Below are 24,588 nucleotides of genomic sequence, written 5' to 3'. Positions count from 1 at the left end.
ATGGAACGGACTCGCGGTCTCCCGGGAGGCCATGCCCGTAAGGCCAGAATTTCGCCGGCGGAAGGTGGACGGGCATGCAGCATTACGATCTTGTGGTTCTGGGGACGGGCAGCGGCAACATGCTGCTCGACGGGTTCGCTCATCTGCGCGTCGCCATCGTGGAACCGGACCGCTTCGGCGGCACATGTCTCAACCGGGGCTGCATCCCGAGCAAGATGTTCGTCGTCACCGCCGACGCGGTCGAGGGCGCGCGGGCGGCAGCGCGGCTCGGCGTCAATACGACCGTTGAGCCCATCGACTGGAAAGCCATCCGCGACCGGGTGTTCCACCATATCGATCCCCTGCACGACAGCGCGCTGAACTACCGCAGGGAAAACGGCGTCGACGTGTACACCGAAGAGGGCCGATTCGTCGCGCCGCGGGTGCTGCAGGTCGGAACCGAGCAGATCACCGCTGACACGTTCATCGTCGCGGTCGGGTCACGGCCTGTGGTGCCGGACATCCCTGGACTCGACACCGTGCCGTACCACACCTCGGACACCATCATGCGGATCGACGACGTGCCCGCATCCATGGCCGTCGTCGGTGGAGGTTTCATCGCGGCCGAGTTCAGCCATGTATTCGGTGCATTCGGCACGGATATCACGATCGTGCAGCGGGGGCCGCGCCTGCTGATGGCGGAGGACGAGCAGGTGTCGGCGCGGTTCACCGAACTCGTATCGCAGCGACATCGCGTACTTGTCGATGCTGCCGTCACCTCTGTCGAACGGGATGGTGACGGCGTCGCAGTCACCGTGACCTGTCCGGGGGGCGACCATGTCGTGCGGGCGGCGACGCTGCTGGTGTGTGTCGGCCGCCGCCCCAACAGCGACCGGCTGGACGCGGCCGCAGGCGGGCTGGAACTCGACGAACACGGCCACATCGTGACCGACAGCGCCTACCGCACCTCTGTACCGGGGGTCTGGGCGCTCGGCGACGTGGTGAACCACTTCCAGCTCAAGCACATGGCCAATGCCGAGTCGCGGCTCGTGCGGCACAACGTGCTCCATCCGCAGGACGTGCGCACGCTGGCCAACAAGGTCGCCCCGCATGCGGTCTTCACAAGCCCGCAGATCGCGAGTGTCGGACTGACCGAGCAGGAGGCGCGCCGTCGCAAGATCGAATACCTGGTGAGTGTCCGTGACTACGCAGAGACCGCATACGGGTGGGCTCTGGAGGACACCACCAGCTTCGTGAAAGTCCTGGCGAACCCTGTTGACCGTACGATCCTTGGCGCGCACATCATCGGCCCGCAGGCTGCGACGCTCATTCAGCCATTGATCCAGGCGATGACGCTGGGCCTGACGGTGGACCGGATCGGCCGGGACGTGCTGTATATCCACCCTGCATTGACCGAAGCTGTCGAACAGGCCCTGCTGGACCTGTAGTCGTACGGCGCAGGTTCGACGAGAGCGACGTGGGTCCGCCGTCGCACCAGTACACGCAAGGACATTCGCGCCGACCGCCGGGTCGTATGCGCAGATGCTCCCGCGGGAGTTGCATCGCACGTAGTCCCACGCCTGAGCGGAGCCGCGGTCCTTGACAGTCACCGGTCGCGGCCCGCCGGGCGCCGACGGTCCCGTGCCTGCGCGCGGCGCCCTCCGATTGTCCTGGGTGGGTATCCCCGGCTTCAGCCGGGGAGGATTCACCTGAGCGGCCTCCACCCGCGAGAGCCGCGAGCACTGGCCGAAAAAGCGCTCTCCGTTCTGGCACGGATCTGGCAGTAACCGGCGAGAACCGTTCGCGAGCGTCCGAGGCTGCCCGTCTTGATGCGGGGCGACGCTACAGCGTAGTCAGACACTCGGCCTGCCGGTCGAGCGCGCGGCCAGGCCGCTGCCGGCCGACACCCGGAAGCCGGCAGCGGTCTTCGCCGGCGAGGGTTCGGCTGAGGCGCTGGCCCAGAAGGACGTGCGCGGCAAGGCCATGAATGATGCGGCGCAGCGACACCATCGGAATCGAGGAGCGGGCGAAGGCCGCCGCGGCGGGCGCGCGGGCGCTCCTGGTCGTCCACGAAGGCACCGCGAGCCACCCGGGACAAGGGCTCCTCAGTGCGGTTCGGGTGGGTAGCCAAGGTGAGCAGGTCCGGGGGAGACCCTGAGCACGGGGAATTTTCAAAGAGTCTCATCACCCCGTTCCTGTGGCAGCGAGCGGGCGCTCAGCGCCGGGCGTGCGGTTGCCCTCGTGTGGGGGTGGCGGGACTGTGGGACACATGGCGAGTCGGTATCAAGGCGATGCGTTGCTGGTCGCTGGGCATCTGCAGATCCCCGTTCAGGCCGAGCTGATGGCCGGACCTGACGCTTGGCGCGGCAGTCTGCGCGGTGTCCCGACGAGCCGGATCTTTGACCTGCTCGACAGCGACGAGCTCCGGCTGTGCATGCCGAACGGCCAGGAGCGTCGAGTCCGCCAGGAGCCGGCCAGTCACGCTCACGAGAGTGAGTTCACGATCGTGCCGATCTCGGGCGAGGGCTGCCCGCCGTTCTAGGCGTTCTCCTGACCCGTTCCCCTTGCTGGTGTCCTGCGCCACCGAATCCTGACCGTTCGCCGTCCTCGGATCATGACCTTGACCCGGCCGTGGCCGACCGGCGTCACTGCCGTGGCCGACCGTGTTGAGGCGATTCCTCGAAGCGGCCGGTCCGAGGCACCCGCGGGCCGCGGAACGGGAGCGTCCGGCTGAGGACGAGGTTGGTGGTCGTGCTCCCGAACTGGGCCAGCTCGTCGACGATCTCCTCCAGGTGGCCCATCGAGGTGGTCGCCACTTTGAGGATGTAGCAGTCGTCCCCGGTGGTGCGCAGGCACTCCAGGATCTCCGGGCGCTCCTCAAGCAGACGGCGCAACGGTTCGTGCCGGGTCCCCGGCCCCGGGTATTTCAGCCGGACCACCGAGAGCACCCCGTACCCCGTCCGCTCCAGGTCCACCTCCGCCCGGTACCCCGTGATCACCTCGGCCGCCTCCAGCCGCCGCACCCGCTCCTTCGTCGCCGACGCGCTCAGGTTGACCCGCCGTGCCAGCTCCGTGAACGCGATCCGGCCCTCCCGCTGGACTTCGGCCAGGATCGCCCAGTCCGTCGCGTCAAGACTCTCGGTCATCCGCCCACAATACCGGCGGATCCACGGCCGAACCCCCTTTGGACAGGCGGGAAACCCTTCTGACGTCCGGTGCGCCCTGGCTAGGCTCGGCGGCGTGAAGATCGGAGTCAACGTCCTCAATTTCGGCCCCGGCAGCGACCCGGGAGTCCTTCGGAGCTGGGCCCGGACCGTGGAGGGCCTGGGCTTCGACCTGTTGATGGTCTCGGACCACATCGCCATCACGCCCGACGTCGCCGAGCGCTATCCGGCACCCTTCTACGAGCCCTTCACCACCCTGTCCTGGCTGGCCGGCCTCACCACCCGGGTCCGACTCGGCACGACGGTCCTCATCGCTCCCTACCGGCACCCGCTGCTCACCGCCCGGATGGCGGCCAACCTGGATGAGCTGAGCGGCGGCCGGCTGGTCCTGGGCGTGGGAGTGGGCTGGGCACGGCAGGAATTCGCCGCCCTCGGGGTCCCGTTCGAGCGGCGTGGACAACTGACCGACGAGCACCTGCGGGACATGCGGGCAGCGTGGGCGGACACCGCCTCCTACGGCGACCGGAGAATCCCCGTGTGGGTCGGCGGCAACAGCGACGCGGGGCTGCGCCGCGCCGTGCGGCTCGGGGACGCATGGCATCCTCTGCGCTGCACCATGCCGTGGCTGCGCGAAGCCGCGGTCAGGCTGAAGGCGTTCGCGGACGAGCAACGTCTGCCCGTGCCCGCCCTGGCCCCCCGGATCGCGCTCAGACTCACCGAGGCGCCGGTCGGCGGACCGGGCCGACTCGCCGGTGAGGGCACCATCGACCAGATCATGGATGACCTCGACCAGCTGCGGCTGCTGGGTGCCGAGGCCGTCGTCCTCGACCCGTACGACGGCGACCCCCGCGAGACCTGCCACCCGCAGGCGGCTTGGCAAGCACTCGACACGGTGGCCGCGCACCTGCACCCACCCCGCACCAGAACGGAGCAGTCATGACCACACCCGACGACCACGCCCTCCTCCGGCGGGCCATCGCGCTCGCGGCCCAGGCACGCGCGGCCGGCAACCCGCCGTTCGGCTCGCTGCTGTCGGGACCGGACGGAACGGTTGTGGCAGAGGAGCACAACACGACCCTCACCGACCAGGACATCACCGCGCACCCGGAACTGAAGCTGGCGAGGTGGGCCGCAAGAGAGCTGGACACGGCCACGGCGGCGGAAACCACGATGTACACCAGCTGCCAGCCGTGCGAGATGTGCGAGGCGGTCATCCAACAGGCGGGGCTACGGCGGGTGGTGTTCGCCCTGTCCAACCAACAGCTTCTGGACATCAGGCCGGGCAGCGGCCGGCCGCCCGTGCCGCAGGACGGCCCCGCGCTGCTCGACGAGGTGCGGGCCGTGGTCGAGGGCTACTACCGATGACCGTCCGGCACTGCGGCCGTCTCCCGGCTCCTCCTCTTGGCCTCGATGACCGCCGGCTCCTGCAACCGCCCGGTGCTGGGCCCCGGCCCTCCTCGGCCCGGATCCCAGGGCGCCGCCAGCACACGTAGTTCGAAGAGGACGCCGGGCCGGATGGCGGGCAGGGGTGCCGTCGGCGTCGGCCAGGTCGGCGAGGACGCGGCGGCGCCGCCGGTCGAGCGGCCCTGTGCTGACTCGCGCTGAAACTCCGCCGACCGCATCCGCACCCTCACCGCCGACACCAAGCCCACCCGCACCTCCCGCCTTGCACCCCACTCACCTGGAACGCCGCCCCGAGCACACCGGCCCGGCATCTCCGCAGCGCGCCGGCACGCCCTGCGCGAGACCTGGCCCCGCGGCCCGGTAGCTGCGCGGAGTCTTGCCGTAGCGGATGGCCGGGGCCCCGGCTCCTTCAACCCGGGGCCCCACGCGCGCACATGCCCCCGCTGGGCCGGGCGGGCCCGATCATGCCGCCTCGGGTGGGCTCGGCCCAGTGGCAGACCGCGAGGCGGGGGGTGGGCCACGCCCCTTGCGACATCGCATGGCGTCACATGATGTCGGGTGGCACCGCTTGGCACCATCCGGCGTCACCCGGTGCCACTCCGCGCTCCCGGAAGCGCATGAGCGTCCATGGCGCCACAATCACTCAGGTGGACGCCAGTATGTTTTCGCAGGTCAGAGTAGTTAAGTCGGCTGGCGCCCCACGGATATCGCCGCACTGCTTGCGCATGGAGCCATTGTGGTGCCACTATGGCGTCATGGACCTCACGCCGTATATCGACACCCTCCGCCGCGAACTTGCGGTGGCCGCCGAAGCCGGCGGCGACGAAGCCCGCGAGCTGGCAGAGAGGCTCACCGCTCCCCTGGAGTCGGCGACCCGGCTGACCATGCTCAATGTGCTCTCCGCCGCGATGGACGAGATCACCCGCGAACTCGCCCCCGGCTCGGTCGACGTACGGCTGCGCGGGCTCGACCCCGACTTCGTGGTGACACTGCCGCCCACCGACGGAGGCGCCCCCGCGGAGCCGGCCGAGCCCGTCGAACCACTCAAGACCCCGGTCCCGGCCGACGGCGACGAGGGCGGCACCGCCCGCGTCAACCTGCGTCTGCCGGCCCACCTCAAGGCCCGCGCCGAGGAGGTCGCCGGCCGCGAGGGCCTGTCGGTCAACGCGTGGCTGGTGCGCGCCGTGTCGGCCGCGGTCGACGGCGGCACCCGGCCGCGTACGACGGAGAAGACCCAGACCATCGGACAGAGCTTCACGGGCTGGGTGCGCTAGCCGCGCCCCCGCCCGCACCACTTCACCCACACCACGTCCCACCAGCGGGGACGTCCCAAAGACCCAAGAGGACGGGACAGCCATGCCTTCTTTCGACACCCCCGAACCGATCTCGGCCACGGCGCACGTGGAGGCCGGTTCCATCCAGTTCACCGCGGGCGACCGCCTCGACACCGTCGTCGAGGTGCAACCCCGCGACCCGAAGCGGGACCAGGACGTACGGGCGGCCGGCCAGACCGAGGTCACGTACACGAGCGGCGTACTGACGGTCAGGACACCCAAGTCCAATCTGTTCGGCCGCACCGGCACCGTCGACGTGACGGTCGAACTGCCCACGGGCTCGCGCATCGACACGACCGGCGCCTGGGTCCAGGTGCTCGGTGAGGGCCGGCTCGGCGAGGTCCGCGTGAAGACCTCGTCCGGCGACGTCCGCCTCGACACCACCGGCCCGCTGCAGCTGACCGCGTCGCACGGCTCGATCACCGTGGACCGGGTCGAGGGCATGGCCGAGATCACCACCAGCTCCGGCAGCCTGCGCGTCGGCCTCGTCGACGGCCCCGCCGTCCTGAAGAACTCGCACGGCACCACGACCGTCGGCGCCGCCACCGGCGAGCTGCGGGTGAGCGGAGCCAACGGCGACATCGAGATCCGGCGCGCCGAGGACTCGGTCACCGCCACCACCGCCCACGGCACCCTGCGCGTGGGCGACGTGGCCCGCGGCACCGTCCAGTTGGAGACCTCCTACGGCGCCATCGAGGTCGGCGTCCGCGAGGGCACGGCCGCCTGGCTCGACGTCAGCTCGGGCTCCGGCCAGGTGCGCAACACGCTCACCGCGTCCGAGACCCCGGAGAAGACCGAGGACACCGTCAAGGTCCGTGCCCGCACCCGGTACGGCAACATCGACGTCCGCCGCGCGAAGGTCTGAGCGCCTTCGCACCCCGCACCATCCTCGACTCACTCACTTCCCCTGCCACTTCATCCTTCGAACGGGAGGGTTCCATGCCTTCTTCTGTCATGCCCACATCCAGGCGGGGTGACGGTCACCCGTTGCCGGCCGCCGTCTCCACCGCCGGTCTGCGCAAGTCCTACGGCGACAAGACCGTCCTCGACGGCATCGATCTGCGCATCCCGGCCGGGTCCGTGTTCGCGCTGCTCGGGCCGAACGGCGCCGGCAAGACCACCGTCGTGAAGATCCTGTCCACGCTCATCACCGCCGACGGCGGGCAGGCCCAGGTCGCCGGCCACGACGTCGCCACGTCACCGGACGGGGTCCGGGCCGCGATCGGCGTCACCGGGCAGTTCTCCGCCGTCGACGGGCTGATCACCGGCGAGGAGAACATGCTCCTCATGGCGGACCTGCACCACCTGTCCAAGCGCGAGGGGCGGCGGGTCACCGCCGAACTGCTGGAGCGCTTCGACCTGGTGGAGGCCGCGAAGAAGCCCGCCTCCACCTACTCCGGCGGCATGAAGCGCCGCCTGGACATCGCCATGACCCTGGTCGGCGACCCGCGGATCATCTTCCTCGACGAACCCACCACCGGCCTCGACCCCCGCTCCCGCCACAACATGTGGCAGATCATCCGCGAGCTCGTCTCCGGCGGCGTCACCGTCTTCCTCACCACCCAGTACCTGGAAGAAGCCGACGAGCTCGCCGACCGCATCGCCGTACTCAACGACGGCAAGATCGCCGCCGAAGGCACCGCCGACGAGCTGAAGCGGCTGATCCCCGGCGGACACGTCCGGCTCCGCTTCACCGACCCGGCCGCCTACCAGAGCGCCGCCTCCGCACTGCGCGAAGTAACCCGCGACGACGAGGCACTGTCCCTGACCATCCCCAGCGGCGGCAGCCAGCGCGAGCTGCGCTCCATCCTCGACTGGCTGGACTCCGCCGGCATCGAGGCCGACGAACTGACCGTGCACACCCCCGACCTCGACGACGTGTTCTTCGCCCTGACCAGCTCCAGCGTCCCCGACCAGCCCAAGGAGACAGTCCGATGAGCGCCCTCTCCCTCGCCGTACGCGACTCGAACACGATGCTGCGGCGCAACCTGCTGCACGCCCGGCGCTACCCGTCCCTCACCCTGAACCTGCTGCTGACGCCGATCGTCCTGCTGCTGCTGTTCGTCTACGTCTTCGGCGACGTGATGAGCGCGGGCATCGGTGGTGGCGGCGCCGATCGCTCGCAGTACATCGCGTATCTCGTCCCGGGCATCCTGCTGATGACCGTTGGCGGCACCCTGGTCGGGACCGCGGTGTCCGTCTCCAACGACATGACCGAGGGCATCATCGCCCGCTTCCGCACGATGGCGATCCACCGCGGCTCCGTACTCATCGGACACGTCATCGGCAGCGTGCTGCAGGCGGTCATCAGCGTGGTTCTTGTCGGTGCCGTCGGCGTGGCCATCGGCTTCAGGTCCACGGACGCCACGGTCCTGGAGTGGATCGCGGCGTTCGGGCTGCTCGCGCTGTTCGCCCTGGCGTTCACCTGGATCGCGGTCGGGATGGGCATGGTCAGCCCGAGCGCCGAGGCGGCCAGCAACAACGCGCTGCCGCTGGTCTTCCTGCCGCTCATCTCCAGCGCCTTCGTCCCGGTCGACGCGATGCCGGGATGGTTCCAGCCGATCGCCGAGTACCAGCCGTTCACCCCGGCCATCGAGACCCTGCGCGGACTGCTCCTCGGCACCGAGATCGGCAACAACGGGTGGATCACCATGGTCTGGTGCCTGGGGCTGGCCGTGCTCGGCTACTTCTGGTGCAAGTCGCTGTTCAACCGCGACCCGAAGTAGCGGGAGCAGGACCGGGCAGCAGCCTTGCGGGCCACGGCCCCCAGCTCCGTCCCACTCCAGGGCGGCGTACTCCGGCACCGCGTCGGCGTACGCCGCCCCGTCCGCGTTCTTTGCCGCCTGCCGGGCCCACGCCGCCACGGTGCTGTGATCACCCAGGGCCTGATGCGCGCGTTCTCGGAGGGCCCCCGAGGTGATCACGTTTCCTCAGGTCGCCGTTGCTTCGTTCAACACCCGGTGGAGTTCCCGTTGCCGAAGGTCCAAGCCTCGATGTCGCGGTAGTGGATCGGTCCGCGGCTACGGCCGACGTTGCTGCCGACCAGGTGCAGACGCTCGGCGGGCCATCGGCGTCCGGTGAAGCCGGCGAACCCCTCGGCGATTTCTCCCGCCGAGGATCGATCTCCTCGGCGGGCACGGGCCAACGTCAGATGAGGGCGCAGGGGCCGATCCTCGAAGACGACCCCGCAGTTCTTGACGGCGGTACGCACATCGGCGGCGAGCAGCTGCAGCTCATCGAGGTCTCCGTCGATTCCGCTCCACAGCACCCGGTCGTCGAAGGTTCCGCTGCCGCGCAGTGCCAAACAGGGTGGTTGGTGGTCCGCTGCAAGGCTGGCGAGAGGCGGTCGCAGGAGCGGAACTGTCTCGGCCGGCAGCTCCCCGAGAAACGCCAGGGTGATGTGCCAGTCCTCGATGCGGTTCCACCGCATGTGAGGGTGTGTGTCATAGGCGGGGCGCAGCTCCCGGGCTAGTTCTTCTTTCGCGTGGTCGGGCGGGGCGAGGGCGATGAACACGCGAACGGTCGCGCGCTGAGTCTGATCGTTCACACCGGACTTCGTACCGCACCCGGGTGGTGGATGCGACGGCGCAGGTACTGCAGGAGAGACGCTCGCGGTGCCGAGGAAGCCGATGTCCTGCCGACCCCGAGGGCAACGAGTTCTGTCTCCTGCGCACGCAGCTGAAGCCCATCTGACGTCCCGCCACATCGAAACCGCGCGCTGTCGCGGACGGCCGCCGTGGTGGAACCCAATGATTGCCCGAGGACGCAGCCGGCTTCGTCTCGTCGCTGTGACGATCGAGACGGCTGTCTATCCGTGGTCCGGACTTGGCTGGGCGGTGTCGTTCGAGGTTGTTGCGGGTCTGGTGTGGAGGACTTCGCGGGCCTGTTCGGCGGCGCGGGTGATGCTTTCGCTGATGAAGTCGAGGAAGCGGGCGATGTTCTCCAGGCGGGTGGCGGCGGGGGTGTGGGGGCCGAGGACGGCGACGCCTTGGCGTGCGGTTTCGACGAGCTGGTCGTTGGCCCGGGCGCTGGCGATCGTCGCCTGGTAGAAGAGTTCGTCGTCGACGACGTAGCGGTCGCGGCGGCGTTCGTCGCGTTCTCGGCGGACGAGGCTCTGGCTCTCCAGGAAGGCGATCGCTTTGGAGATGGACGCCGGGCTGACCTGGAGGCGCTGGGCGAGCTGGGACGCGGTGAGGCTGCCCGCGTCGGTGGTGAACAGGCAGGTCAGCACCCGGGCCGCCATCTTCGACAGGCCCGAAGCCATGAGGACGGTGGTGAACGTCTCCTCGTACTCGGCCACGGCCTCGGCGTCGCGCCCGTGCGCCTGGGGGACTGACTCCGGACCCCGGGAGGAGGCGGGCCTGCGCCGGTGGGCGCGGCGTTCGGTGGCGCGGTGGGCCAGGTCGGCGCGGTAGGCGGTGGGGCCGCCGTTGCGCATCACCTCACGCGTGATCGTCGAGGTCGGACGGTCGAGGCGCCGGGCGATCTCGGCGTAGGGGAGGCTGTCGGCCAGCCCCAGCGCGATCTGCTGGCGTTCCTGCTGGGTGAGTCTGCCTCCCGGCATCGCGATCTCCTTGGTGATCCTCCGTGGCGGTCCCTGACCCCCCACTATAGCGTTCACTTCTCATCCATTGCAATGATCAGGGCAATCGTCGTTGCGTTACCCTCAAGGTCGTTGCAACAGTTTCCCGGTATCCACCTGCGTGAATGTCAATTCTATGCAACAGGTACGTTGTCGGATTCTTGAAAGCAACGTAGCGTTTCCAGTGTCAGAAACAACGAGCGAGCACGGGAGAACACGATGCAGAAGTTCGACACCCCCGCCCCGATCTCCGCCGTCCTGGACATCCCCGCCGGACGCATCCAGTTCATCGCCGCAGACCGCGCCGACACCACCGTCGAGGTCCTGCCCGCCACCCCCTCCAAGAGCCGCGACACCAAGACCGCCGAGCAGACAGCCGTCGCCTACGCCGACGGCGTCCTGCGGATCACGGCCCCGACCCCCGACAACCAGCTCTTCGGCCCCTCCGGATCCCTGGAGATCACCGTCCAGCTGCCCGCCGGCTCCCGCATCGAGGTCAAGACCGCCGGCGCCGAGCTCCGCGGCGTCGGACGCCTCGGCGACATCGCCTTCGAAGGCGCGTACCGCCAGATCAAGATCGACGAGGCCGCGAGCGTCCACCTCACCGCGATCGACGGCGACGTCGAGATCGGCCGGCTGGGCGGCCCCGCGGAGATCAGCACCGCAAGGGGCGACATCCGGATCACCGAGGCCGTACGCGGCACGGTCGTGCTCCGCACCCGGTCCGGCAACATTTCGGTCGCCGCCGCCGCCGGCGTCTCGGCCGCCCTGGACGCCGGCACCGACTACGGCCGCGTCAGCAACGCCCTCAAGAACGATGGCACCACCGAACTCGACATCCGCGCCACCACCTCCCGCGGCGACATCACCGCCCGCAGCCTCTGAAGAAGCAGAACCAGGACGATCCGGCAGGGCCCACCGCGATCGAGAACCCTCGGTCGTCGCCGAGAACACGGCCGTTTGTCCCAAGGTGCCCGCAATCCACGTACGGGGCCTGGAGAAGCCGTACAAGACGCTCTCACACGACCAGGGGGAACACATGACGAAGACAGCACTTCCTCGACCAGTTCGAAGTGGACCGGCATAGTGCCGGTTGACGATACGGCCCCTGATCTTGGCCAGTGCTCCGGCCCTCAGGACTCTGCTGAGGGATGCGTGATTCGGGCAGGGCTGGATCGTCGGTTCTCCACGATTGTTGTGGTCTTGAGTGGGAGGGCCGAGAGAGATGTCGCTGGAGCCACGGGCTGATCAGGGGGTGCCGGAGCCGACGGCCCGGGTGGTGCGGGCAGCGTTCCCGAAGGGAACGCTGCCGGTGCGGATCCGGGAGGCGTTGGGCCCGCTGTGTGAGGACGAGGCGTTCGCCAGGGCGTTCGCCGTCCGGGGACGTCCGGCTGTCTCGCCGGGGGCGTTGGCCTTGGTGTCGGTGTTGCACTGCGCGGAGGGGCTGACCGACCGGCAGGCCGCTGACCAGGTGCGGGCCCGGATGGATTGGAAGTTCCTGCTCGGCCTGGAGCTGTACGGTCCCGGGTTCGGAGCTTCCGTACTGAGCCTGTTCCGTTCCCGTCTCATCGAGCACGGACTGGAACAGGCGACGCTGGAGGTGGTGCTGGAACGCCTGCGCGGGCTGGACCTGCTGAAGGCCGGTGGCCGGCAGCGGACCGATTCCACGCATGTGTTCGTGGCGGTGCGGACGCTGAACCGGATGGAGTTCGTCGGTGAGACGCTGCGAGCCGCACTGGAGGTGGTGGCGGTCGCGGCCCAGGCATGGCTGTCCGGCCTGGTCACAGCCGAGTGGGCTGAGCGCTACGGGCCGCGCGTGGACAACTACCGCTTCCCCAAGGGCGAAGAGGTCCGTGAACAGTGGTCAGAGCAGGTCGGGCGGGACGGATTCGTCCTGCTGGAGGCAGCCTACGCCCCCACGGCTCCGGACCGGCTGCGCAAGATCGAAGCGGTGCAGGTGCTGCGGAATGCCTGGATCCACCGCGACGAGAAGGGGGTGTGCCGGCCGGAGGGAAAGGACGGGGTGGCGGTCAGACGGGACGCTGCTGGTTTTCGATGTACTGCTTTACGACGGTCAGGGGTGCCCCGTCGCATGATCCTGCGAAGTAGGAGCCGGACCAGAAGTGTCCGCCCCACAGGTACCGGCGGACGTGGCTGTCGTACTCCTGGCGGAGCCTGCGGGAGCTGACGCCTTTGAGGGAGTTGACCAGCTTGGAGAGCTGGACCTTGGGCGGGTAGTGCACGAGCAGGTGGACGTGGTCCTGTTCGCCGTTGAACTGTTTAAGCTCGGCCTCGAAGTCGGCGCAGACCTCCCGCATGATCTCTTCGGTGCGGGTCAGCATGGCGTCGGTGAACGCCTTCTGCCGGTACTTCGTGAGAAAAACCAAGTGAACGTGCAGGTTGTAGACGACGTGACGTCCGGTGCGTACGTCGGGATTGGGTTTCCAGCGCGGTGACATAGACCAATGCTATGCTCTCGGTTGTGAGTCAAGGCACCCTGGTAAAGCGGCAGTTCGGGCACCGTGCCCGGCTTTCGCTGTCTCCTGCTGGGATTCGCACGGCGGATGATCAGGCGCACGCGGCCCGCACGATGTGGAATCTTCTCCACGCGTGGTGGCGGATGATGCCGAAGGAGAGGCGGACGCTCGCGAACGCGGATGAAGCGATCCGTCAGGCACGTAAGGACATTGACTTCCTCGCCGTGCTGCCGGCCCAGGCCGCGCAGGCCGTGCTGAAGACGTACTTCCAGGCGTGGAAGAACTGCTGGGAGGGTCGCGCCGACGCCCCGAACTTCAAGGGCCGCTTCCGCACGGTGATGTCGGTGGACATCCCGCAGGGCCGGGACCTGAACGTCGTCCGTGTGCACCGCCGCTGGGGCGTGGTCAGCATTCCCAAGGTGGGCCGGGTCCGCTTCCGGTGGACCCGAGACCTTCCGGTCGGCAAGCGTGCAGGCGCGGAGAACCGGATCACCGGGGCACGGCTGGTCAAGGACGCGCTCGGCTGGCACATCGCCTTCCGTGTTCAGACCTTGGAGGTCAGGCCCGAGCCTCACCGGGGGCCGGACGTCGGCATCGACGTGGGTGTCACCGTGCCGCTGGCCCTCTCGGACGGCGAAACGTACGAGCACGGCGAATGGCTGACCGGCAAGGAGAAGGCCAGGCTTCTGCACCTGGAGCAGCGCGCCGCGCAGCGTAAGCGGCACCGCAAGCCCGGCGAGCGCACCAGCCGCCGGCTGCACCGCACCTACGACCAGATCGCAGGACTGCGCGCGAAAGCCAAGCGCCGGGCCCTGGACTGGCAGCACCAGACGACCACCGTCATCGCTAAGCGGTACGGCACCGTAGTGGTCGAAGCACTCACCATCACGAACATGGTCAAGTCGGCCAGGGGAACCATCGAGGAGCCGGGGAGGAACGTTGCCCAGAAGTCTGGGCTGAACCGCTCCATCAGCGGGGAGGCATGGGGCCGGACGGTCACCATGCTGACGTACAAGTCCGCCCAGCTCGGCGGCACCCTGCACAAGGTCCCCGCCCCCGGCACCTCCCAACGCTGCTCAGCGTGCGGCTTCACCACGCCCGGCAACCGGGAGGACCAGGCCGTGTTCGTGTGCAAGAACCCGGACTGCGGCTGGTCGGGCAACGCCGACCACAACGCAGCCCGGAACATCTTGCACCTGTACCGCATGGGCCTCGCGCTCATCCCGGCTGCCGGGAGGGCAGTCGTCAGGCGCGCGAAGCGCGTCAAGCCCGCTGCCGCAAGGTAAGCAGGAATCTCCCGGCTTCAGCCAGGAGAGCACTTCAACTCAACGGCCAGTTCGCTACTCAGGGGTACTGCTACTCAGGGGTACTGGCGGCGGGGCATCACTGAACTGGGGACAGGGCGGCGGCACATCACCTACGACGAGCGGGCCCGCGGCAAATCGAAGCGTTCGGCGGACTATTCCTTCGAGGCAGCCGTCCGGGACGTCGATGCCGTTCTCGCGGCCAGGGGCGTGGACCGGGCGCTGCTAGTGGGCTGGTCCTACGGGGTGTTCGTCGGGGCGCACTGGGCCGGCCGGAATCCGGAGCGTGCCCTGGGCGCGGTCCTGGCGCGTTCCCGTACGACTGGCTCGACGAGGCCATGGAGCAGCGGATCCGGAAGCTGTTCCGGCGGATGAGCTGGTTCCTGCCGCTGCTGCGCCCGACGGGCCTGGCCCCGCGGATGACCGCCGAACAGCAACATCGAGCTCGGCTAACTCTCCCGCGAGCGTGAGCTGGGCCCCGTGCTGGACAACATCACCGTCCCAGTGCGGTATGTGGTCGCTTCGGGGACGTCCTTGGGGAGCCGCGGTGATGAGCAGGAACGGATACGCACCAGCCTCGATGCGGTGACCGCCCACCACCCGAACATCCAGATCGGCGCGAAGGTCGCCAGCAACTACGGTGCGATCCTCAAGAAGGACTTCCAGGCCATCGCCGAGGCCGTACGCGAGGTTGCCGCCCTCGACCGCGGGGGGCGCTGAAGGTACGACCGGCGGACTGCCGGCATCCGGGCCGTCGGGCGGCGTTTCACCGAACCGCAGCGGCGGAGTGGCCGAGCAGAAGGCAGCGTGGGCAGGCTGTGCTGGGCGCAGCTGCTCGTACGCGGCGACCTGCGCGGTTCGCGGTGTCACGGCCGTTCCACTTTCCGGCAGGCCGTTACGAATGAGCCACGACCTCGCCGGCCGTGACCTGGGGAGGGCTGGGGAGCAGGGAGGCGAGGCGGTCCCGTACGAAATCCGCCGCCCGATCGGTCGACTCCTCGGCGCCGGACGGGTCCTGGAAGACACTCGTCGAGACCATCACCCCGCCCCCGGCATCGACCCAGTAATAGGCCACGAAACCTTGGACCTGGCGGAGGAGCGGCAGGAACCCCTCGTTCACCTGGCGCCCCGCCTCGGCCGGATCGGTCACCCCTTCGTACCGCCGAACCACTGCATACATGGCTGATCTCCTGACTGGATCGCTGGGCCGCCTTCTGCGGAGACGGCATACCCGCCGCAGGACGTGCAGTGTGCGCGAGACGTGCCGCAATCACCGGAAGGACCCTCAGCGGTGATCCGAATGGCGGCTTTTGGCACTGCTCCGGTGCCCGCTCCGCCGAACGACGGCCGGACGCCGGCATGCGACCGCATGCGATACAGGGCCTGTGGCGGGATGTGTTCATGGAGTGGTTCCCGTCGAACCCGTACCGCAGCCGCCCCGGCCACCTGTCGCTGGACAGGACCGAAGCGGACGTCACCTGCCTCGGCCGGCATCGCCGCAGCCCGCTCACCGGCGTCGACGGCTTCGTCGAAGCAGGCATTTCGCGTAGGTCGTTGCCCGACGACGGGTGGGCCCGTGACCTGCCACGCTTCGAAAGACGGATCGGATGAGCAAGTCAGGTGGTGGCCTGTGTCGAAAACGAGACGCAGGGTGCCGGACTTGAACGCGACCACCGACAGGACACTCGCTCCGAAGAGAGCAAGGGCCGCGGCCACGTCCTGTGACTGCGGATTCAGGAGTACGGACGGGCTGGCATGCACTGTCCCGTACGAGAGCCTGACTGGCGCTTCCAATGCGATTTCCCAGTCCGAGCCGACGACCAGCACGAGCCTGAAGTCCACACTGATCTTGGTCACGCTCATCCCGCGAAGGCTTAGGACCCACCGGTCGTCGTGTTCGACGGGACTCTCTTCAGTGCTCACTACTGCACCTTGGCCGATTCGACGGTCGAGAGCCATGGGATCCCTCCCATGCGCGGGGTGGGACGTGAGCCGCGCCAGGGCGGCGTGGCGCGCCCAGGTTCGATGAGACAGAGCCCGAACGACTCGGTTCGTTGAGGAAACGACTCGATTGAGTGAGACGAGACAACGAGTCCCGCGACGGCCAGCCGCTGCTCCGTGACCATCTCGTTTTGTCGGTCAAGGTCCGCCGCACCGACGGCCAGTGGGGCACGCGCGCACGCTCCGCACCCGCACCCTGCTTGAGTACACCGTCGCGCTGTCCGAGCTGTACAACCAGTGCGTCCTCGAAGAGATCTGCACCGACCTGAACCTCGCCACCACACCATCTGGGTACTGGCGACCTGGCCCAGCCCACCACCGGCCGGCACCACGAACACGCCCTGGGAGCACCGGTGGGTTCGTTCCGACAGGCCGTCACAACTGTTCGGCGTCGAAGATCGTCCTTGAGTCCAGGATTCCGTCGGCGTTGTCCTCTGCCCACCTGGCCAGAGCTTGGACAATTTTCAGCAAGCTGAGCCCGCGCGGGGTGAGGGCGTAGTCGACGCGTGGGGGCTTGGTGTTGTGGACGGTCCTCGTTACGAGCCCGTCGCGCTCCAGCCTGCGCAATGTGGCGCTGAGCATCCGCTGGGTGATGGGACTGCTGAGGCGGCGCAGTTCGTTGAACCCACGTGTGGTGTCGGCGAGCTTGCAGATCACGACTACGGACCACTTGTCGCCGATCCGTTCCAGCACGTCGCGGATGAGGTCGCGTCCTTGTTCGCACAGAGCGGGGTCTGTGTCGCCGGGATCCGTGAGCGACTGCGTCATAGCAGTAAGTATACGAGCGAAACCGGGTACCGCCGGGGAACCAGGTACGCGTCACGCCGGACCTCGCTCGGGGTGGTTCCCCCCGGGATACCTGCGCACTTCGAAGTGCCCTCTTGTCGCTTTTCGTGTGGTTCGCGAGACTCGATACCAGGTACGGAAGACGTACAAGGTATTCATTGGTTACTGCTCTAGGGGTCGTGACGTGCAAGCCGTTGGACTGTACGAGTTCGGCGAACCGGACGTACTGCAGGTTGTCGATCTACCGGATCCGCACCCCGGGCCCGGTGAGGTCCGTGTGCGCGTTCACGCAGCCGCGGTGAATCCGGCGGACGCACTGCTGCGAGCAGGTGCGCATGCGGAAAGACTCCGGGAGTTTCCGGGCCCGTATGTTCCCGGGATGGACATCGCGGGCGTGGTCGACGAGGTCGGCCCGGCGACCGGGACCGAACTTCGCGTGGGCGACCCGGTCATGGCGATGCTCATGCCCCTGGGGACTGCCGCCGGCGGCTACGCCGAGTACAGGGTACTGCCGGCCAGTTGGGTGGTTCGTGCACCAGCGGGCTTTGACCACGCGAGTGCGGCAACCCTGCCCATGAACGGACTCACCGCACTGCGGACGCTCGACCTGCTGGCCCTCCCGGCGGGATCGGTCCTCGCCGTCGTCGGGGCTGCCGGGACGCTCGGTAGCTATCTGGTGCAGCTGGCCAAGCACGCGGGACTCACCGTGATAGCCGATGCAGCACCCGCCGATGAGGAACTGGTCCGCGGATTCGGCGCGGACGAGATCGTGGCCAGAGGACCCAACGTCGCCGAACATCTCCGCGCCCGGTATCCCGACGGCGTGGACGCGGTCGCCGATGTCGCGCTGCTCGGTCAACGACTGTCCGAAACCGTCCGCGACGGCGGCACCTTCGTCCGCTTCCGCAGTGCCGAGGAACCCGGCGGCTACGAGCTCGAGAACAGCGGCAGGATCACCGTGCGGACGACGTTTGTCCCCGACTACTTCGGACGCACGGACAAACTGAACCAGATCCGGGAACTCGCCGAGACGGCCGTCCTCATCCCACGGGTCGCGCAGACCTATTCCCCTGTTGAGGCCGGTGACGCGCACCGCCGGATGGCGGCCGGCGGCGTCCGCGGCCGCCTCGTCGTCACCTTCTGAATCCCACCCAACTCCAAGAAAAACAGGAGTAGTCAGCAATGCCAGCACGTTTCACCAACAAGGTCGTCCTCATCACAGGCGCCACCTCCGGCATGGGCCGGGCCGCCGCCGGGCGAATCGCCGCCGAGGGCGCAAAGGTCGTCCTCGCGGCCCGTGGCAAGGAGGCCGGCGACGCGCTGGCCGCCGAACTGCGCGCCGGTGGAGCAGACGCCGTCTTCGTACCCACCGACGTGACAGCCGAGGCCGAGGTCGCGGACTTGGTCCAGCAGGTCGTCGACAGGCACGGACGCCTCGACGGGGCCTTCAACAACGTCGGCGCGGCCACCGCCGTCGGCCCGCTCACCGACATCGACAGCACGGCCTGGAACGCCGACCTGGCGCTCAACCTCAGCAGTGTCTTCTTCAGCCTGAAGTACCAGCTGCCAGTGCTGCAAGCATCCGGCGGCGGCGCGATTGTGAACAACGCCTCCAACCTCGCAATCACCGGAGCCCCCGGCATGGCCTCCTACAGCGCCGCCAAGCACGGCGTCGTCGGACTCACACGGTCGGCCGCCCTCGACGTGGCCGCTACCGGCGTACGTATCAACGCGCTCGTCACCGGCGGCGTCGACACCCCCCTGCTCCGCAACAACATGGGCCTGCCGCCGGAAGAGGCCGTCCGCGTGGCCGGAGCGTTGCACCCGATCGGGCGGATCGCCCAGCCGGACGAGATCGCGGCGTTCGTGGCCTTCCTCCTCAGCGACGAAGCGACGTTCATCACCGGAGCCGCACTCGCCATCGACGGCGGCATGACCGCCGCATGACAGATGCCGGACGGTACTGCGGGTAAAGCCGCCCACAAGGCAAGTGGCAGCACCGGCGCCGACCGCGACCGGCTGCGATGCGCCCGCTGGTGTCAGCGGGGTGGCGCCAGTGACGGTGCGTCAAATTGATGGGTTCGTGCTGGCGGTGTGAGTGGGTGACGCGGATGCCACTGACATGTGGGTGATGTCAGGCGTGGCTGTCGCTGTCGTGGGCCGGTACATCCCCGAGTGCCTGACTGTCGTGGAAACGGGTGTTTCTGCTCCCTGTGGCTTGTCCGGGGGCGAGGCCGGCCACGCGTAGGCCGGTTCGGTGGCGGGGGAGCGCATGGTGGTGGAGGAGCGGGTCGGTCTGCCGGATGCGGGGCGTGGGGGAGTGCGTGGGCCGGCGGTTGGCCAGTTGCTGGGGCCCCGGCCGTAGGACCGTGAAGCCGAGCTACTCGTAGTAGGGGCCCAGGATCATGCGGGGCCGGCCGCAGGCATCTGACTCCGGCCCGGCACAATGCGTGCCGAGCCGGAGTCAGATGAGGCCTTCCCGGCTTCGGCGCTACGCGGCGCGGCCTCGCCGGACGAGCCCGGCTGTCACGTCCAGGACGAGGAACCCGATCAGCGTGATCCCCAGAACGGGCAGTGCCCAGCCGAGGGCGACGACGGCCGGAACGCCGATGATCAGCACCGGCAGGGGCAGCTGCCGCCACGTCCCCCGTGCCGGAGCCTTGCCGAAGACCGCCGTACGGTCGTCACGCATGGGGCGCCGCTGCCACCACATGCGGTAACCCCACACAATGACGAAGACCAGACCGAGCGCGATCAGCGCCAGCAGGATCTGGTTGGCGAGGCCGAAGAGCAGGCCCATGTGGCCTTGGACGCCGAGCTTGCTGAGCTTGGCCAGGGCGGGATAGTCGGACCACCGGCTCTCGGCGGTGACCTCACCCTTGACGGGGTCGACGGCCACCTGGTCGTACTGCACCGGCCAGCGGTTATCGTCCTGAGCCACGGTCCAGGCGCTCACCGCGTCCTCGGGCGGCGTCAACTCCACCCGGCCGCCCAGCCCGGCGTCGCGCGCCACAGCGAGGACTGCGTCGAAATCAGCGGGGTCCGTCGACGCCGAGTCGTGGCCCGTGCCGTGCCCGGCGTGCCCCGCGTGCTCGCCCTCGGTTGTCTCGGCCCCGCCGGGCAGCGTGGTGACCAGCTCCGGCGCCTGGCCCTTGGCTGCATCCAGCAGCTGCCCGAAGTGGTCGCCGGCGTAGTGGGACCAGGTCAGGCCGGTGGCGCTGAGGAAGAACAGGCCGATAGCGAGCCACACGCCGGTGGCCGCGTGCCGACTGCGAGTACGCCGTACGCCCCGGGCGGAGCGATCGGGCAGCAGAACGCCGCGCGCCGACCTGACGCGCTGTCCCCGGGCGCGTCCCAGCCACAGGACAAGCCCCCCTGCGACGATCACCCAGAGCCAGCTCGCGGCGACCTCCGAGTAGAGCCGGCCGGTCTCACCGAGGTGCAGATTGCGGTGCAGGTCGTCCAGCCATGTGGTGAGAGGCGTCGAGCCGTACCAGGTCGTCAGTTCGCCCTGGACCTTGGCGGTGTAGGGGTCGACGAAGACGGTGCGCTGTTTGTCGCCCAGCTCCGGCAGCGACAGCACCACCCGCGTGGTGTCCTCCGGTCCGGGCGGGGTGATCACCGAAGCCAGCGTGCCTTCCGGGTGGGCGTCCCGGGCCGCCGCGATCTGTTCCGTGAGCGGGCGCGGCCCGTTGCCGACCTGCTCCACCCGGAGCTGGTCGCCGTAGACGAGCTGGTCGAGCTGGGGCGTGAAGGTGTACGCCAGCCCGGTCAGCGCGGCCACGAGCAGAAAGGGGGCGACGAATACCCCGGCGTAGAAGTGCAGCCGCACGAGCAGCGCTCGTACACCCCTCCACGAACGACCTGGCTGCGAGGCGCCGGCCTCCGCGGCGGGCGACGGCCCGGTGGGGCCGGCAGCTTCCACCACGGCCGTTACGGCCTCACCGCGGTCGTCCCTCGGTGCTTGTTCCTGTGTTGAAGACATGCGTGCATCCCCAATCGGCACCCGGCGCGCAAGGGCGCGGGCGCCCGCGAAGTCAACGATTCGGTCCGCCACAAAGGCGGTACGGCGTGACACGGCTGCCGCAGCCGAAGCGCCCGAAGGGCGCCGGGCAGGCGGTGCGTGCGGGCACGCCGGACTGCGCCCGTCACCGCGACAGAGCGGGACGGACGGTCAGAAGCAGATCGCCGCCTTCGGTGGGCCCCGCCGCGTGACGCTGTGCCACAGGGCTGCCTGATGGGGCAAGCGCGAGGGGATGTGGAAGGACGCGGGGCTTGCGGGGGCCGGGGGTGTACTGACGGCGACGTGGACGCGCCAGGCCCTGTGCAGGGGAGCGAAGACGAACAGGGCCAGGGAGCGGGCGAGCTGGAAAGCCGCAGCCTCGCCGCGCCAAAGCCATAGCCCGCACAGCACTGCGGCGAGGACGTGGGCCAAGGCCATGCCGGTGGACCAGCCCCCCATGGCTGCGGAGGTCATGGGCATCGCATCCATGGCCTGATGGCCAACAGCCATCTCGCCGGTACTGGTGGGCGCGGCGGCGAAGGCCTGAGCAAGGCTGAACCAGCCGTGCAGGGCGAACTGCGCCACTACCGTGGCGCCTGTCACCGCTGAGGCACCGCGCTCACCGCGTCCGGCCACCCACCAGGCTCCGGCGGTCGTGGCGGCGAACGCATACCCCACCGCCCAACCCGGCACCGTCCGTAACATCAGGGCGTGACCAAGGCCCGCCGCCGCCACACACACGGCCGCGAACACCGCGGCACGCGCGAGGCGGAAGACGGGCCCGGACGTCATGAGCAGCAATGGTGCCATTCAACACCGAAATGGCGACAGACCGCCGAGCCCCTCACCGTGACCAACAAGGGCCCCCGTTCGTCACCCTCGGCGGGCCCAAGCGCCTGCGCGTACCGGATGCTGCTCCCGCACCCGAGGCCACAACTTGCGCCCAACTGCGCCGGCAAGCAGGCTCCCTGACCGCCGGAAAGTCACGCACCTTCAAAAAAGGGGCGGCGCAGCCCGATCGCGACGACGGCCGTGGCGGCCCGTCAGGTACGGCTCGGCTCCGGCTCGGAGAGAAGCGCTGTCGCGCGGCGGGGGAGCAGCAACGGAGTCGCCAGCAGGAGCACGCCGGCCAGGCCGATGGCCGTACGCGGGCCGAGAAGGCCGCCCAGCACGCCCCAGACAGCCGTCAGGAGCGCGGTCGTGGCCTTGGTCGTCACCGCCCAGGCGGACAGTGTGCGGGCGACCCGGTCGGTCGCGGTGCGCTCGAGGCGGTAGGTGGCGCAGACGGGGTTGAAGACCCCGCAGCAGAAGATGAGCCCGAGCTCGACGCCCATCACCAGCAGCAGCCCGCCGGCGCCCGGCCCCAGGAAGGCCAGGCCGACGGGCCAGAGCGCGCGCAGCGCCCCGGCCACGACCAGGACCTGGTGCCGGCCGAACCGGGCGACGAGCGGCCGGGCCAGCCGCGAACCGAGCAGCCCGCCGATCGAGGGCGCGGCGAAGGCGAGGCCGTACTGCCACGGTGCGAACCCGAGTCGGCCGAGCATCAGGACGGCCAGCAGCGGCTGGGCGGCCATCACCAGGCCGTTGAACAAGGCGGTGTTGAAGAACAGCGGACGCAGCGTCGCGTCGGCGAGGATGTACCGCCAGCCGTCGAGCAGGTCCCCGGCCCGCATGCGCGCGGCCTCCCGGCGCTCGGGCCGCTGCTCGTGCCCGCCCGTCGCGCGGATACCCAGGGCCGAGAGCAGGTAGCTGACCGCATCGGCCACCACCGTCGCCACCGGACCGAGGAGCCCGATCGCCGCGCCGCCCAGCGGCGGTCCGATGATCGTGGTCGTCCAGGTCGTGGACTCGAACCGGGCGTTGGCGACGAGCAGGTCCTCGGCCGGCAGCAGCGTCTTGAGATACGCGCCGGAGGCGGCGCGGAAGGTGATGTCGGCCGCCGCGACGACGACCGAGACCAGCAGGAGCTGAAGGAACGTGAGGACGCCGAGCGCGAACGCGGCAGGGATCGTCAGCAGCGCCGCGAACCGCACCAGGTCCATCGCGATCAGCACCGGCCGCTTGCGGCGGAACTCCACCCACGGGCCGAGCGGCACCGCCACGGCCGCGCCCACCGCAGCCCCCACGCAGGAGAGCGCGGCGACCTCGGCCGGCCCGGCGTGCAGCACCTGGATGGCGATCAGCGGGAACGCGCCGAAGGCGAGCCACGTGCCGAGCGCACTGGTCCCGTACGCTCCCCAGAGCCACCCGAACTGCGGCCCCAGCCGATGTCCGAGCAGATGTCCCAGCCGGTGCCCGCTCCTCATGCCCGATGCCCCTCGCACTCACCCTGCACAACCGATCCGCGATCGGAAGCATCAAAGCGAGCACCACAACCAGGAATCAAACAACCACAGAGCCGTCAGCCACAACCAATGGTTGTGTCCATAGGGTGTCTGCATGGATCTCGACACCGTCCGGACCTTCGTCGCCGCCGCCGACGCGGGGCAGTTCCAGGAGGCCGCCGCCGAGCTCGCGGTCACCCAGCAGGCCGTCTCCAAGCGCATCGCCGCGCTGGAGCGCACCCTCGGCGTGCGGCTGTTCACCCGCACCGCGCGCGGCGCCGAACTCACCATCGACGGGCAGGCGTTCCTGCCCCACGCACGCGAGCTGCTGCGCGTCGCCGAGCGCGCGGTCGCGTCCGTGCGCACCGGCCGCCGTCCGCTGCGCGTCGACGTGATCGCCTCGCGCGGCGCGGCGGCGGGCCTGCTGCGCGGCTTCCACCGCGCACACCCCGAGATCGACCTCGACGTGGTGATGCTGTTCGACATCGAGACAGCCGTCGCCGCCATCCGGTCCGGTGCGATCGACGCGTCCTTCCGCGCCGTCGCCGTACCCGGCCGGCCCCTTCCCGAGGACATCGAGTCCGTCCGGGTGCTCGACGAACCGCTCCAGCTCCTCACCGGCCCCGCCCACGCGCTGGCGGGCGCCCGGTCGGTGCCCCTCGCTCAGCTCACCGGACACCGGATCTGGATGCCCGGCATCGTCCCCGGTACCGAGTGGGCCGCCTACTACGACGACCTCGTCGCCGAGTTCGGCCTCACCATCGAGGCGACCGGCCCCAACTTCGGCTCCGACGCGCTCCTGGACACCATCGCCGACACCCCGGCCCTGGCCACCTTCATGGGCGAGCACACCCGCCTCGTCTGGCCCACCGACCACGGCCTGCGCCGCATCCCGGTGACCGACCCGACGCCCGTCTACCCGCACTCGCTCCTGTGGCACCGCGACAACCCCCACCCGGCGCTGACCACCCTCCGCGCCCACCTCGCCGCCACAACGGCCGGCCACGACGCCACCGGGACCTGGGCGCCGAGCTGGGTGACTGCGCGCTGAACGCCGCCGCGTCTTCGAGCATCGTGGCCGGATCGACGGACGGTGACAGCAGGGCGGACACCGCAGTACAGGAATACCGCCCCGCCCGCACCGCAGCACCTGACGTTCCCGGACTCCCTGGAGTGGACTGGGCAAGGTACACCGGGGACGAGAGCCCAACGGTCACCCTCTCCCCTCAC

At 69.3% G+C, this 24,588-nt stretch carries 24 protein-coding genes and 3 pseudogenes; 17 read left to right on the top strand and 10 right to left on the bottom strand.

All coding sequences use genetic code 11. From position 1 onward, the window contains the following. Positions 1–74 precede the first annotated feature (74 nt). Positions 75–1,427, top strand: a complete 1,353-nt coding sequence (locus OHA88_RS01705) for a mycothione reductase (RefSeq protein WP_328623891.1) — start codon at positions 75–77, stop codon at positions 1,425–1,427. 821 nt (positions 1,428–2,248) lie between these two features. Beyond that, the gene (locus OHA88_RS01700; RefSeq protein ID WP_267007449.1) at positions 2,249–2,521 is read left to right on the top strand and encodes a hypothetical protein; all 273 of its coding nucleotides are present in this window, start codon (positions 2,249–2,251) and stop codon (positions 2,519–2,521) included. A 103-nt stretch (positions 2,522–2,624) separates the two neighbouring features. Here the strand turns inward: OHA88_RS01700 and OHA88_RS01695 are convergent, their stop codons facing one another. Next, a complete protein-coding gene (locus OHA88_RS01695; RefSeq protein ID WP_328623890.1) occupies positions 2,625–3,125 on the bottom strand; it encodes an Lrp/AsnC family transcriptional regulator in 501 nt (166 codons plus the stop codon). Positions 3,126–3,219: 94 nt separating this feature from the next. On the opposite strand from OHA88_RS01695, the gene OHA88_RS01690 reads away from it, so the two are divergent. The 6 genes from OHA88_RS01690 (at position 3,220) to OHA88_RS01665 (ending at position 8,607) form a co-directional block, all read left to right on the top strand. Next, a complete protein-coding gene (locus OHA88_RS01690) occupies positions 3,220–4,083 on the top strand; it encodes an LLM class flavin-dependent oxidoreductase (RefSeq protein ID WP_328623889.1) in 864 nt (287 codons plus the stop codon). After that, the gene (locus tag OHA88_RS01685) at positions 4,080–4,508 is read left to right on the top strand and encodes a nucleoside deaminase (protein ID WP_328623888.1); all 429 of its coding nucleotides are present in this window, start codon (positions 4,080–4,082) and stop codon (positions 4,506–4,508) included. Before OHA88_RS01690 ends, OHA88_RS01685 begins: the two co-directional genes overlap by 4 nt. 794 nt (positions 4,509–5,302) lie before the next feature. Then, complete coding sequence (locus OHA88_RS01680) at positions 5,303–5,821, top strand: hypothetical protein (protein WP_328623887.1); 519 nt, start codon at positions 5,303–5,305, stop codon at positions 5,819–5,821. Between the two features lie 82 nt (positions 5,822–5,903). Then, positions 5,904–6,746 carry a DUF4097 family beta strand repeat-containing protein gene (locus tag OHA88_RS01675; RefSeq protein WP_328623886.1) on the top strand — a complete coding sequence of 281 codons (843 nt, stop codon included), beginning with the start codon at positions 5,904–5,906 and terminating at the stop codon, positions 6,744–6,746. Positions 6,747–6,820: 74 nt separating this feature from the next. Then, positions 6,821–7,819 carry an ATP-binding cassette domain-containing protein gene (locus tag OHA88_RS01670; protein ID WP_328623885.1) on the top strand — a complete coding sequence of 333 codons (999 nt, stop codon included), beginning with the start codon at positions 6,821–6,823 and terminating at the stop codon, positions 7,817–7,819. Continuing rightward, complete coding sequence (locus OHA88_RS01665) at positions 7,816–8,607, top strand: ABC transporter permease (RefSeq protein WP_328623884.1); 792 nt, start codon at positions 7,816–7,818, stop codon at positions 8,605–8,607. The genes OHA88_RS01670 and OHA88_RS01665 overlap by 4 nt, the downstream gene beginning before the upstream one ends. A gap of 224 nt (positions 8,608–8,831) precedes the next feature. Here OHA88_RS01665 and thpR read toward each other — a convergent pair whose 3' ends face one another. Together thpR and OHA88_RS44410 are read right to left on the bottom strand one after the other, a co-directional pair. Continuing rightward, positions 8,832–9,428, bottom strand: a complete 597-nt coding sequence (gene thpR / locus OHA88_RS01660; RefSeq protein ID WP_328623883.1) for an RNA 2',3'-cyclic phosphodiesterase — start codon at positions 9,426–9,428, stop codon at positions 8,832–8,834. A 261-nt stretch (positions 9,429–9,689) separates the two neighbouring features. After that, positions 9,690–10,445 carry a helix-turn-helix domain-containing protein gene (locus OHA88_RS44410; protein ID WP_425898578.1) on the bottom strand — a complete coding sequence of 252 codons (756 nt, stop codon included), beginning with the start codon at positions 10,443–10,445 and terminating at the stop codon, positions 9,690–9,692. A 237-nt stretch (positions 10,446–10,682) separates the two neighbouring features. Between OHA88_RS44410 and OHA88_RS01645 the strand changes: the two genes are divergently transcribed. Next, positions 10,683–11,348 carry a DUF4097 family beta strand repeat-containing protein gene (locus OHA88_RS01645; protein WP_328623882.1) on the top strand — a complete coding sequence of 222 codons (666 nt, stop codon included), beginning with the start codon at positions 10,683–10,685 and terminating at the stop codon, positions 11,346–11,348. Positions 11,349–11,688: 340 nt separating this feature from the next. Next, a pseudogene (locus OHA88_RS01640) lies at positions 11,689–12,039 on the top strand (transposase); the annotation flags it as partial. Between the two features lie 454 nt (positions 12,040–12,493). Here the strand turns inward: OHA88_RS01640 and tnpA are convergent. Further along, the gene (tnpA, locus tag OHA88_RS01635; protein ID WP_328623881.1) at positions 12,494–12,922 is read right to left on the bottom strand and encodes an IS200/IS605 family transposase; all 429 of its coding nucleotides are present in this window, start codon (positions 12,920–12,922) and stop codon (positions 12,494–12,496) included. Positions 12,923–12,945: 23 nt separating this feature from the next. Here tnpA and OHA88_RS01630 point away from each other — a divergent pair, with 23 nt between their 5' ends. The 3 genes from OHA88_RS01630 to OHA88_RS01620 all read left to right on the top strand — a co-directional run bounded on the left by OHA88_RS01630 (position 12,946) and on the right by OHA88_RS01620 (position 14,964). Then, positions 12,946–14,226, top strand: a complete 1,281-nt coding sequence (locus OHA88_RS01630) for an RNA-guided endonuclease InsQ/TnpB family protein (RefSeq protein ID WP_443044148.1) — start codon at positions 12,946–12,948, stop codon at positions 14,224–14,226. Between the two features lie 6 nt (positions 14,227–14,232). Then, positions 14,233–14,619, top strand: coding sequence for an alpha/beta fold hydrolase (locus tag OHA88_RS01625; protein ID WP_328629554.1), 387 nt, complete (start codon positions 14,233–14,235; stop codon positions 14,617–14,619). A gap of 105 nt (positions 14,620–14,724) precedes the next feature. Next, the gene (locus OHA88_RS01620) at positions 14,725–14,964 is read left to right on the top strand and encodes a hypothetical protein (RefSeq protein WP_328623879.1); all 240 of its coding nucleotides are present in this window, start codon (positions 14,725–14,727) and stop codon (positions 14,962–14,964) included. Positions 14,965–15,139: 175 nt separating this feature from the next. Here OHA88_RS01620 and OHA88_RS01615 read toward each other — a convergent pair whose 3' ends face one another. Continuing rightward, positions 15,140–15,424: a hypothetical protein gene (locus OHA88_RS01615; RefSeq protein WP_327238948.1), complete on the bottom strand. Its 285-nt coding sequence runs from the start codon at positions 15,422–15,424 to the stop codon at positions 15,140–15,142. A gap of 173 nt (positions 15,425–15,597) precedes the next feature. Between OHA88_RS01615 and OHA88_RS01610 the strand changes: the two are divergent. Continuing rightward, positions 15,598–15,717 (top strand): annotated as a pseudogene (locus OHA88_RS01610) (AraC family transcriptional regulator); the annotation flags it as partial. Between the two features lie 156 nt (positions 15,718–15,873). Here the strand turns inward: OHA88_RS01610 and OHA88_RS44405 are convergent. Both OHA88_RS44405 and OHA88_RS01605 read right to left on the bottom strand, forming a co-directional pair. Next, positions 15,874–16,107: pseudogene (locus OHA88_RS44405) on the bottom strand (DUF6188 family protein); the annotation flags it as partial. 513 nt (positions 16,108–16,620) lie between these two features. After that, a complete protein-coding gene (locus tag OHA88_RS01605; protein WP_326601045.1) occupies positions 16,621–17,013 on the bottom strand; it encodes a winged helix-turn-helix transcriptional regulator in 393 nt (130 codons plus the stop codon). A gap of 202 nt (positions 17,014–17,215) precedes the next feature. On the opposite strand from OHA88_RS01605, the gene OHA88_RS01600 reads away from it, so the two are divergent. Beyond that, positions 17,216–18,175: an NADP-dependent oxidoreductase gene (locus OHA88_RS01600; protein ID WP_328623878.1), complete on the top strand. Its 960-nt coding sequence runs from the start codon at positions 17,216–17,218 to the stop codon at positions 18,173–18,175. A gap of 38 nt (positions 18,176–18,213) precedes the next feature. Next, on the top strand, positions 18,214–18,978 hold the full coding sequence (locus tag OHA88_RS01595) for an SDR family oxidoreductase (protein WP_328623877.1): 765 nt from the start codon (positions 18,214–18,216) through the stop codon (positions 18,976–18,978). 544 nt (positions 18,979–19,522) lie between these two features. Here the strand turns inward: OHA88_RS01595 and OHA88_RS01590 are convergent. The 3 genes from OHA88_RS01590 to OHA88_RS01580 form a co-directional block, all read right to left on the bottom strand. Beyond that, positions 19,523–21,016: a PepSY-associated TM helix domain-containing protein gene (locus tag OHA88_RS01590; protein ID WP_328623876.1), complete on the bottom strand. Its 1,494-nt coding sequence runs from the start codon at positions 21,014–21,016 to the stop codon at positions 19,523–19,525. Positions 21,017–21,205: 189 nt separating this feature from the next. Further along, positions 21,206–21,826 carry a hypothetical protein gene (locus OHA88_RS01585; RefSeq protein WP_328623875.1) on the bottom strand — a complete coding sequence of 207 codons (621 nt, stop codon included), beginning with the start codon at positions 21,824–21,826 and terminating at the stop codon, positions 21,206–21,208. Positions 21,827–22,077: 251 nt separating this feature from the next. Beyond that, positions 22,078–23,340: an MFS transporter gene (locus tag OHA88_RS01580; protein ID WP_328623874.1), complete on the bottom strand. Its 1,263-nt coding sequence runs from the start codon at positions 23,338–23,340 to the stop codon at positions 22,078–22,080. A gap of 133 nt (positions 23,341–23,473) precedes the next feature. On the opposite strand from OHA88_RS01580, the gene OHA88_RS01575 reads away from it, so the two are divergent. After that, positions 23,474–24,409 (top strand): LysR family transcriptional regulator, encoded by a 936-nt coding sequence (locus tag OHA88_RS01575; RefSeq protein WP_328623873.1) that lies wholly within the window; start codon positions 23,474–23,476, stop codon positions 24,407–24,409. Positions 24,410–24,588 lie beyond the last annotated feature (179 nt).

The sequence above is a fragment of the Streptomyces sp. NBC_00353 genome (assembly GCF_036108815.1).
Classification (GTDB): Bacteria; Actinomycetota; Actinomycetes; order Streptomycetales; family Streptomycetaceae; genus Streptomyces.
Note: the sequence above shows the minus strand (reverse complement) of the source record. Positions and strands in the feature narration are given on the sequence as shown.